Genomic DNA, 9,788 nt, shown 5'->3' on the forward strand with positions numbered 1-9,788 from the left:
ATGAATATAAACAGTCTCAGGCGCAATCATTGTGACACCTGAAAGCATTAATTTTCTACGCTGCTGATTCTGATAAATAGCTTCTAGCTCTGATAATTGCACCCGATCATTAACACCACGTAATAGTGTAAAGTCACCTGCTGCAGTTTGTATGGATAAACCATCTTCTAATGCTAATTTAACAACATCTGTTAAGTAAAACTCTTTTTGTTGATTATCATCACTAATGCGTGGCAATGTTGCTGCCAATACATGACTTGAGATCGCAAATAAACCGCTATTCACTTCAGTAATAGCTTTTTGTTCAACATTGGCATCCTTTTCCTCTACGATTGCAACCATATTGCCTGCATCGTTACGAATAATTCGGCCATAACCGAATGGTTGATCCGCTTCCACCGTTAACCAGCAAAGATTTTTTTCATCCACTTTTTCAAGCATTGCTTGTAATGTTTTTGCATCAATCAATGGTGTGTCCGCATATAACACCAATACATTGCTATCAGATAAAATTGCTGGCATTGCATATTTCATTGCATCGCCTGTACCTAGAAATGTCTTTTGTTCAACCCATGTAATATCATCTTCATTCTTATAGGCTGCTTTTAATTTTTCGCCTTCATGACCATAAATCACAATTAGCTGTGCAGGATTCAGCTCACGCGCAGCCGATAAAACATGTGATAACATGGGCTGACCACCAATTTTATGCAAAGGTTTTGGCAAAGCAGACTTCATTCTTGTGCCTTTACCGGCTGCTAAAATTACGACTGATAATGGTTTCATATACTTCCTTATTTATTGCTAATCTATTGCGCCTGATTCTACACCATTTTTTAAAAAAAATTATGCAACACAAAAATGCTTGAAAATCTAAAAACTAGCACGATACTATGTATAAGATAATTACCCAATTCATAAACTAAAGGATTTCGCCATGACTTCTCCATTATATCAACGCCACCTGCTGACACTTTTAAATCATACACCAGAAGAAATTCACTATCTTCTAGACCTTGCACGTAATTTAAAAGCAGCCAAACGAAATAATGAAGAGGAAAAACATCTTCTTGGCAAAAACATTGCACTCATTTTTGAAAAAACATCTACCCGTACTCGCTGTGCTTTTGAGGTTGCAGCTTATGATCAAGGGGCCAATGTCACTTATTTAGATCCAATCAGCTCCCAAGTAGGACATAAAGAAAGCATCGCAGATACAGCTCGCGTGTTAGGCCGTTTTTATGATGGTATTGAATTTCGTGGAGCAGCCCATAAAATTGTAGAAGACTTAGCACATTATGCAGGTGTTCCTATATTTAATGGTTTAACTGATGAATTTCACCCAACACAATCTTTGGCGGATGTTTTAACTATCTTAGAACATACTGATAAACCTTTAAAAGATGTGAAGTTAGCTTATGTTGGAGATTCTGATAATAACGTTGCAATTTCTTTAATGATCATTGCTGCAAAATTAGGTATGACTATTCATTTCGCAGCACCAGAATCATTATTACCCAAACGCACATTAATTGACCAATGCCAAGCGATTGCCAATGAAACAGGTGGTAATATTGTCTGCTTCACAAATGCACATGAAGCGGTCAAAGGTGTTGACTTTATCTATACTGATGTTTGGTTATCCATGGGGGAATCTAAAGATAAATGGGCTGAGCGCATTAAGCTATTATTCCCATTCCAAGTGAATCAAGCATTAATTGAAGCAAGCCAAAATCCAAATGTTAAATTCCTACATTGCTTGCCTGCATTCCATGATGGCAAAACGACAGAAGGCATGAAATTAATGAAAGATTTCCCTGAATTAAAAGATGGTGTTGAAGTAACAGATGAAGTCTTTGAAAGCAAGCATTCTATTGTATTTGATCAAGCTGAAAATCGCTTACACACAATTAAAGCGGTAATGGTTTCTTCATTATCATAAATTCAGTATCATTCAGAGCGCAAAATTGAGATAATCTTGCGCTTATAATAATTAATCTAGGAGTTTGTTGTGTTAAAACGTTTATTGACTTGTGCAGGTATTGCAACATTGGCATTTCAAGTATCCATTGCAAATCCTGAAACTGTAGCAACAGAAGAACCTGCTATTGTTACACCAATCTATGTTGAAATGACAACCAATAAAGGCAACATTACATTAGAACTCAATCCTGAAAAAGCTCCCAATACTGTGGGTAATTTTATCCAATATGTTGTGGATGGCCATTATGAGGGACTCATCTTCCATCGTGTAATTCCTGGATTTATGATCCAAGGTGGTGGTTGGGATAAAGATTTAGTACCCAAAAAAACTAGAGCATCTGTCAATATTGAATCAGATAACGGTTTAAAAAATGACAAAGGCACAATTGCCATGGCAAGGACAATGGATCCTGATTCAGCCACAAGCCAATTTTTTATCAATACTGTTAATAATGATTTCTTAAACTATATGAATCCACAAAACCCAGGCTATACAGTTTTTGGGCATGTAGTGAATGGCATGGATGTTGTAGAAAATATTGAAAAAGTACAAACCACTAATCATGGCCGTGGTCGTGATGATGTTCCTGTAGAACCTGTCATCATCGAAAAAGTGATTTTAATCGAAAAACCCGCCATAACCGAATCTGTAGAATCAGTTACTGATTCTACACAAAAATAACCCTCATTGAATTTTAGGAGATATATTCATGATTAAGTTTCATACAAATAAAGGTACATTTGCAATCGAATTAGATTTTGATAATGCACCAAATACTGCAGCTAACTTTGAGCAATACGCAAAAGATGGTTTCTTTGAAGGAACATTATTCCACCGTGTGATCCCAGGTTTCATGGTTCAAGGCGGTGGTTTGTTGCCAGGTATGGAAAACAAAATGGATGGCCAACGTGCACCGATCAAAAACGAAGCAAACAATGGTTTGAAAAATGTTCGTGGTTCTTTAGCAATGGCAAGAACGATGGACCCTCATTCTGCAACTAACCAATTTTTTATCAACACTGTAGATAATGGCTTCTTAGATTTCAAAAGCGAAACATCTCAAGGTTGGGGTTATGCAGTATTCGGTAAAGTTGTTGAAGGTATGGATATCATTGATGCCATCGAAAAAGTTGAAACAACTTCTCGTCGTGGTCATAGCGATGTACCTGCTGAAGATATCATCATCGAACGTGTAGAAATCATTTAATCATAGGAAATAACAATGCATAAACATGAAGATCACATCGCTTATTTCATTGCTGATCTTCATCTTGCTTCAAGCCGCCCAGAACTGTGTGCGGCTTTTTTTAATCTTCTACCGAAGATTGCAGAAGATGCCACAGATTTATTTATCCTGGGTGACTTCTTTAATTTTTGGGTGGGTGATGATGTTTTATCCCCTTTTACAACTAAAGTAGCTAAAGAGCTTGCAAATCTTTCAGAGCAAGGCATACATGTTTATTTTCAACATGGTAATCGTGATTTTGCTGTGGGTGAAAATTATGCCAAGCTATGCAAAATGTCAATTTTGCCCGAAATTTATACTTTACCTTTTGCACCAAAAATTATCGTTTTACATGGTGATCAGTTATGTTTAGCAGATGTTAAATACCAACGCTATCGCAAAATTATTCGCAATCCTTTAGTACTCAAATGCCTACATTTATTGCCCAAATCTATTCGACTTCGCATTGGTTTACGTTTGCGTGAAGCAAGCAAAAAAGCTAAGCGTCATACCTGTATTGATAACCAACAATGCTATTGCGATGTCACCGACAATGCAGTAGAAAAAATGTTAGCTCAATATTCTGCTAATACTATGATTCATGGGCATACACATAAGCCAAATATTCATGAGCATCATAATGGTACGCGTTGGGTTTTAAGTGATTGGGAAAAAACTGGTGATTTCCTAAAATGGGATAAAACCCATGGTTTATCTCGCCATACATTCACCATTCTACCTGTAGAATAATGTTCCTAACTAGCAAGATGTGCTATAACAATTGTGAATTTTAAATAAGTTAATCTTTCCACAATCATAGCAGGAGAATTTTAAATGAATATCATTGATGTCGCTAAATCTCGTAAAACATGCAAAGTTTATGATGCTTCTCGCCATTTAACTACAGAACAAATTAACGATATTAAAACTCTCTTACGTTATTCGCCATCCTCTGTCAACGTTCAACCTTGGCACTACTTTTTAATTGAAAGCGAAGCAGGCAAAGAAAAAATTTTACCGGGATTTATGGAATTCAATCGTCCTAAAGTTTTAGATTCAACCATTACTATTATTTTTGCCGTCAGAAATACATTAGGTGATCAGCATGTTAAACTCATTACAGAACAAGAAGATCAAGACCTTCGTTTCTTAGATGAGGCAACAAAAGAAGGTGTTGCGGCAGGTAGAAAAAAATTCATTGATTTAAACTCCAAAGATCAAAAAGATCTCAACAAATGGAATGAAAAACAAGCTTATATTGCATTGGGTACTTTGCTTCTAGGCGCTGCTGCAATGGGGGTAGATGCAACACCTATCGAAGGTATTTTAACTGATGAACTCGATAAAATATTAGATCTACCAAGCAAAGACTTACACTCTATTGTTGCAGTCACCATAGGTTATTCAAACCAAGATTTAGATTACAATGCAAAATTACCAAAATCACGCTTACCTGCGGAAGAAATCTTTACAACTTTATAGTCGATTCTTGATCAAGAATTTAGCCATCATGACACACTACATCATTAATCAAAGAACCTATATCTAATATGCTAACCAACAACATTCCCTTGTTAAAAACTGACCGTTTAATCCTTCGAGCGCTTCAACCAACTGACGCACCTAATCTATTTGAATATTTCTCACAAGATTGCGTCACTGAATTTTATGATCTCTATACTTTTCAACATCTACAAGAAGCAGAAAAACTCATCAAAACATGGATTGATCGAGTGCAGGAATCCACAGGTTTACGTTGGGCTATTACATTAAAATCTGGAGGTAATGGATTAATTGGTACATGCGGCTTTCATAACTTTTCCACTGAAAATAACCGTGCTGAAATTGGCTATGATCTAAATCCTATTCATTGGGGCAATGGCATCATGACTGAAGCCATTCAAGCAATTGTGAATTATGGTTTTGAAACTTTGAAACTGCATCGCATCGAAGCATTCATTGATCCTGCAAATCATGCTTCCCGAGCTTTATTGCACAAGAATAGCTTAGAAACAGAAGGTGTATTGAGAGATTACTTCTTTGAAAAAGAAAGATTTGTGGATGCTGAAATGCTCTCGATTTTAAATCGGTAATAAATAAATCAAGCCTCCTAGCGTGGCTTGATTAATGGCTCAGGTCAACCTTATCCAATATTAGCACTAAGTATGTTAACCTAATGTTACATAAATGATAATTAATATTAGAGAAATCTCACGAGGGAATTTATAATTATGAAAAAGTCTTTAGTGTTAGCATCGTTATTAGCATCTTTTGCATTTGCAACAGGCCCATCCGTGGTGGATGCACGTATTCAGCCTTTATCCATCAACGATCAAGGCGAACTGCTATATAAATATATCCTCACAGAAAATCCAACAGGTGCACATATGGCTCATCCACTGATTTCTGGACTAGGCGTATTCAAAGCAGGCAAACATGTCGCTTTAACGCAAGATATTCTAGATATGACCACTGTTAGTTCAGAGGATGCTTATTGGGCAAAACGCCAAATTCAAGAGAAATGGTTTACTCAGGCATGTGAAACAGATGACCTCACCGAAGGCTTTACCAAGTGCAATGCAGAAGCTAATCGTAAAAATCAATGGTTCACATTAGCTGAATACAAAGAAAAATATGGTTCTGATCTTTTAAAGGTACCTCATATGACACTACATCCAAGCGATATTTACGCATCTAGCCAAGATAAAGTTTATGTTGACTATGATTTTGATCCTTTTGTAGTTCTGCAATTTCAGAGTGAATCATGCTTTGATGATGGCTTTGCCTCACTAGTAATCACCAATACCGTCATGAATGATCAAGCCAATGATCGTAACAGTATTGATCCTATTCCTTTTGATTGCGCAGTTGCATCCGCCATCATTATGAAATAATAATTGCTCAATAAAAAAGCGCCCATCAGCGCTTTTTTATTAATTTAACTTCAGGGTTAAATCCCCTTCTTTAATCCATAATTTTTGCCGCATCCAATAGTCAACCAATAAACTAATCACAATGGGCAAAATCACATGAAATATCGTAACTAATAACATTGTTCTTATAGAAAACCCCATCGTTTCAAAAGCCATAAACTGCCCAACAAAACCACTTGTGCCCATACCAGCACCTGCTTTATTGTTGATCATTTGGAAACATACAATCGCAATCGGCGCTGTAATTAAACCTGCAATGGTGGGTGGCACTAAGATCAATGGGTTTTTAACAATATTGCCAATCTGTAACATCGAAGTGCCAATGCCTTGTGCAATTGCCCCTGAAATACCATTTTCACGATAACTGATGGAAGCAAAGCCAATCATTTGCGCACTACAACCAATCACAGCAGCACCTGCAGCAACACCATCTAAACCCAACATAAAAGATAATGCAGCACTAGAGATGGGTGCTGTGAGTGCTAATCCCATCACCGTTGCCACAACCATCGACATCACAAAAGGATGCTGTGTAGTTGCCCAATTAATGGTGCGACCTAAATAGCTCATTAATTCATTGAGAGGTACACCAATCAATGTTGAGCTGAAATAGCCCATCATGATCATAAAAAATGGGATCAATAAAATATCTAATTTTGTTGTTTGGTAAAGGAGCTTTGCTAGCTCAACTGTCACTAATACTGCAAAATAACTACCAGCGACACCTGCAACACTATTACCAAAAGCCCCAACAAAAACTGCACTGAACAATAATAATGGTGGCGCTTTTAATGCCATTGCAACTGCAACACCAATCGCGGCCCCTACAATTTTGCTATCCATCGCAAATGAGCCTAACTCCACCAATGTATAAATGGATAGCTGAGTGCCAATAGTTTTAATAATCAGCCCAATCAACAATGATGAAAATAGACCAAGCGCCATATAACTCAATGCATCAATGAAATAAACCCGCGATGAGCACATTACGCCCTTTTTCTTCAAATATTCCAACATTGTGATTCTCCCATCACGTTATTTGTCTAAAAATTTTATAAATTTGGATTTTGCATTGGTGGCTGCACCGGTTTTGGTGCTGTTCTATTAATCATTATTTGACTACTTGGATCCACATAAAGCGTTTGAGATGGAAATGCAAAATCAGCGCCATGTTTATGGACAATCTCAATCATTTTCAAATAAACATCTTGCTGTGCTGCCAACCATTCCGCCCATTTTGTTGTTTTCGTAAAACAGTAGATCATAATATTTAAAGAAGAATCAGCAAATTCATTGAAATATACCAATAATGTTTGATTTTGGTCGATTTTGATATCTTGTTCTAACATTGTACGGATATCATTCACAATCAGCCCAATCTTATCTGCATCTTCGTAACGTAAACCAATTTCTGTTTTGATACGGCGATTCGTCATTCGTCCTGGGTTTTCTACGCTAATGGAAGAGAATGCAGCATTGGGTACATATAGCGGCCGATGATCAAACGTCATAATTTTTGTTAAACGCCAGCCCACTTCTACAACAGTACCTTCGATTTGACGATCTGGTGAACTCACCCAATCGCCTATGTTAAATGGGCGATCAAAATACAACATTACCCCTGAAAAAAAGTTACTGAGTATATCTTTACCAGCCATGCCGATGGCAATACCTCCAATCCCGCCAAAGGCCATCAAACCTGACAAACTCATACCAAAATGTTCACCAAATAATAAAACAATAACCATGAAAATCGCAATTTTGAATACTCGCGCAATAATTTTGGCAGATGTTGGATCACCATGTTTTTTAATTTGTGCAGCTTCCAAACGATTAATGATTTGATACAAGCGATTCAATAAGATGATGATGATTAAAATACTCGTTGCAAATTTAACCATAGTTGGAGTGATCGATTTAATCTCAAAATCTACTAATGCTAACATTACATATTGGGCAGCAATAGTAATCACGCCACACAATATTAATGATTTTGTAATGCGCGCAGCCATCCCTTTTTTTTGTGTTTTATATCTACGGCCAATGAAAGTGAAAACTAAATATAAAAACATTCCTATCAGAATGGCACCGCCACCAACTGCATATTTCTCTAATAATGCTTCAATCATAAATTATCCATCAATCTGTTTGTGTTCATCCTAATATGGTTCATGACGATCTCTATTGATCAATTCACCTTCAAAGATTTTAACCTTTAGAAATACAAAATGTTTGTTTAATACAAAAATTTCTCTTTGCTAACCCTATATATATCCTTATACAGAAGATAAATGTGACAAGATTCGTTTAATAGGCAAGCCTCCAATCCACCGAAAGGATGTACCTTTCATACACGTTGCCAATATACATTAGATCATAATAAAATTGATGTTTTAGCCATCTTCACTAAATTGCCCCTTTATTAAAAGGGGATTTTTTTATTGCCATTTATTGGGGGAATATGAAAATACAGGCAACGACCAATTCCAATAAATCGCCGCCAAACGGATGCTCAAGCCCACCACAAATGAAACACTCATATTGATATTCTCATCAATACCAATATATTTTAGCCCTAAATATAGCAAGGCAACTAATAATGAAACACTTGCATATAATTCATGCCGTAAAACCTGAGGTGTTCGGTTACAAAGAATATCTCTAAAAATACCCCCACCCACACCTGTCATCATTCCAGCCATCACCACAACTAAAGTACTGTAATGATATTTCGGTTCTAAACTTAGAGCAACATTACAACCAATAATCGTAAATGCAATAAGCCCCATTGCATCTAATACCAAAAACATACGATTCAAACGTTGCATATAACGAGCAACTAACATTGTCAGCAGACCTGCAGAGATGGTTAAATAGACATATGATGGATGCTGTGTCCAAGAGATTGGATAATTACCAAGGATAATATCTCGCATTGTGCCACCACCCAATGCTGTCAAAAAAGCAATAAGAGCAACACCAAACATATCCATGTTACGCCTACCTGCCGCGAGTGCACCTGACATTGCTTCTGCTGTAATTGCTACAATATAAATATAGAAAAGCACAAAAACTCCTATTGAGTATTTGCCCCTCCCTCTGTCCTTGGTACCTGAGAGTTTATGCAGCTTTGCTGTTTGCTCCTTCGGTGGAAACTAAGTTTCTCTCTCCAGTTGGCACAATTAAGTGATTGCAGTACATGAGCCTGAGCGTTTATGGGAGTTTGCGCCTTCGGCGGAGTTAATCTCTCTCTCCTGCAGATTGAACATTATACGGATTAGCCTTGATTAAGGAAACCCATAATCTAGAATTATATTCCACTTATCAGTTATTTATTAGTCAAAATATTACCCATAAACTCGTAAAGCCATTTGGACTGAACAAGGAAAAATTGCACTCAAACGATATTTTAAGATTGATTACCCAACATAAGCTTTATATGATAAAAATTCATCAAAGGAGCCATCATGACAAAACAATACATATTTCCAGTAGCAGAACCTATTGCCATCCCAATCAAAGGTAGTTCACTATTATTTCCCATCCATCGTATATTTTGTGTTGGCCGCAATTATATGGCGCATGCCAAAGAAATGGGAACAATTGTTGATAAAACCCAACAAGAGCCTTTTTATTTCTTAAAACA

11 protein-coding genes, 1 pseudogene and 2 riboswitches are annotated in these 9,788 nt (G+C 36.8%); of the genes and pseudogenes, 8 read left to right on the forward strand and 4 right to left on the reverse strand.

The genetic code is table 11. The annotated features are described in order from the left end of the window. Positions 1 to 786 (reverse strand): NTP transferase domain-containing protein (locus BZK14_RS07145; RefSeq protein WP_143691394.1); only part of this gene is annotated, 786 nt, incomplete at its 3' end. A 151-nt stretch (positions 787 to 937) separates the two neighbouring features. On the opposite strand from BZK14_RS07145, the gene argF reads away from it, so the two are divergent. From argF to BZK14_RS07180, 7 genes are all read left to right on the forward strand, one after another. Beyond that, the gene (gene argF / locus BZK14_RS07150) at positions 938 to 1,942 is read left to right on the forward strand and encodes an ornithine carbamoyltransferase (protein ID WP_077925845.1); all 1,005 of its coding nucleotides are present in this window, start codon (positions 938 to 940) and stop codon (positions 1,940 to 1,942) included. Between the two features lie 69 nt (positions 1,943 to 2,011). Continuing rightward, a complete protein-coding gene (locus BZK14_RS07155) occupies positions 2,012 to 2,665 on the forward strand; it encodes a peptidylprolyl isomerase (protein ID WP_077925846.1) in 654 nt (217 codons plus the stop codon). Positions 2,666 to 2,693: 28 nt separating this feature from the next. Continuing rightward, on the forward strand, positions 2,694 to 3,191 hold the full coding sequence (locus BZK14_RS07160; protein ID WP_077925847.1) for a peptidylprolyl isomerase: 498 nt from the start codon (positions 2,694 to 2,696) through the stop codon (positions 3,189 to 3,191). A gap of 15 nt (positions 3,192 to 3,206) precedes the next feature. Further along, complete coding sequence (locus BZK14_RS07165; RefSeq protein WP_077925848.1) at positions 3,207 to 3,959, forward strand: UDP-2,3-diacylglucosamine diphosphatase; 753 nt, start codon at positions 3,207 to 3,209, stop codon at positions 3,957 to 3,959. 84 nt (positions 3,960 to 4,043) lie between these two features. Beyond that, positions 4,044 to 4,691, forward strand: a complete 648-nt coding sequence (gene nfsB, locus BZK14_RS07170) for an oxygen-insensitive NAD(P)H nitroreductase (protein ID WP_077925849.1) — start codon at positions 4,044 to 4,046, stop codon at positions 4,689 to 4,691. 68 nt (positions 4,692 to 4,759) lie between these two features. Next, positions 4,760 to 5,302, forward strand: coding sequence for a GNAT family N-acetyltransferase (locus BZK14_RS07175; protein WP_077925850.1), 543 nt, complete (start codon positions 4,760 to 4,762; stop codon positions 5,300 to 5,302). 138 nt (positions 5,303 to 5,440) lie between these two features. After that, a complete protein-coding gene (locus tag BZK14_RS07180; RefSeq protein WP_077925851.1) occupies positions 5,441 to 6,103 on the forward strand; it encodes a hypothetical protein in 663 nt (220 codons plus the stop codon). A gap of 39 nt (positions 6,104 to 6,142) precedes the next feature. On the opposite strand, the gene BZK14_RS07185 is transcribed toward BZK14_RS07180, so the two are convergent. The 3 genes from BZK14_RS07185 to BZK14_RS07195 all read right to left on the reverse strand — a co-directional run bounded on the left by BZK14_RS07185 (position 6,143) and on the right by BZK14_RS07195 (position 9,210). After that, positions 6,143 to 7,159, reverse strand: a complete 1,017-nt coding sequence (locus BZK14_RS07185) for a PTS sugar transporter subunit IIC (protein ID WP_077925852.1) — start codon at positions 7,157 to 7,159, stop codon at positions 6,143 to 6,145. A 35-nt stretch (positions 7,160 to 7,194) separates the two neighbouring features. Continuing rightward, the gene (locus tag BZK14_RS07190; RefSeq protein ID WP_077925853.1) at positions 7,195 to 8,271 is read right to left on the reverse strand and encodes a mechanosensitive ion channel family protein; all 1,077 of its coding nucleotides are present in this window, start codon (positions 8,269 to 8,271) and stop codon (positions 7,195 to 7,197) included. Between the two features lie 309 nt (positions 8,272 to 8,580). Then, positions 8,581 to 9,210: a trimeric intracellular cation channel family protein gene (locus BZK14_RS07195; RefSeq protein WP_077925854.1), complete on the reverse strand. Its 630-nt coding sequence runs from the start codon at positions 9,208 to 9,210 to the stop codon at positions 8,581 to 8,583. A 21-nt stretch (positions 9,211 to 9,231) separates the two neighbouring features. Next, positions 9,232 to 9,325, reverse strand: a riboswitch (glycine riboswitch). Beyond that, positions 9,326 to 9,409, reverse strand: a riboswitch (glycine riboswitch). Positions 9,410 to 9,609: 200 nt separating this feature from the next. On the opposite strand from BZK14_RS07195, the pseudogene BZK14_RS13650 reads away from it, so the two are divergent. Continuing rightward, a pseudogene (locus tag BZK14_RS13650) lies at positions 9,610 to 9,788 on the forward strand (fumarylacetoacetate hydrolase family protein); the annotation flags it as partial.

The sequence above is a fragment of the Wohlfahrtiimonas larvae genome, assembly GCF_002006755.1.
Taxonomy (GTDB): Bacteria; Pseudomonadota; Gammaproteobacteria; order Cardiobacteriales; family Wohlfahrtiimonadaceae; genus Wohlfahrtiimonas; species Wohlfahrtiimonas larvae.

What these genes read in the sequence shown, in the direction of transcription:
- argF (WP_077925845.1), top strand. Translation starts at nt 938, where the DNA reads ATGACTTCTCCATTATATCAACGCCACCTGCTGACACTTTTAAATCAT.
- BZK14_RS07160 (WP_077925847.1), top strand. Translation starts at nt 2,694, where the DNA reads ATGATTAAGTTTCATACAAATAAAGGTACATTTGCAATCGAATTAGAT.
- BZK14_RS07165 (WP_077925848.1), top strand. Translation starts at nt 3,207, where the DNA reads ATGCATAAACATGAAGATCACATCGCTTATTTCATTGCTGATCTTCAT.
- nfsB (WP_077925849.1), top strand. Translation starts at nt 4,044, where the DNA reads ATGAATATCATTGATGTCGCTAAATCTCGTAAAACATGCAAAGTTTAT.
- BZK14_RS07175 (WP_077925850.1), top strand. Translation starts at nt 4,760, where the DNA reads ATGCTAACCAACAACATTCCCTTGTTAAAAACTGACCGTTTAATCCTT.
- BZK14_RS07180 (WP_077925851.1), top strand. Translation starts at nt 5,441, where the DNA reads ATGAAAAAGTCTTTAGTGTTAGCATCGTTATTAGCATCTTTTGCATTT.
- BZK14_RS07185 (WP_077925852.1), bottom strand. Translation starts at nt 7,159, where the DNA reads ATGTTGGAATATTTGAAGAAAAAGGGCGTAATGTGCTCATCGCGGGTT.
- BZK14_RS07190 (WP_077925853.1), bottom strand. Translation starts at nt 8,271, where the DNA reads ATGATTGAAGCATTATTAGAGAAATATGCAGTTGGTGGCGGTGCCATT.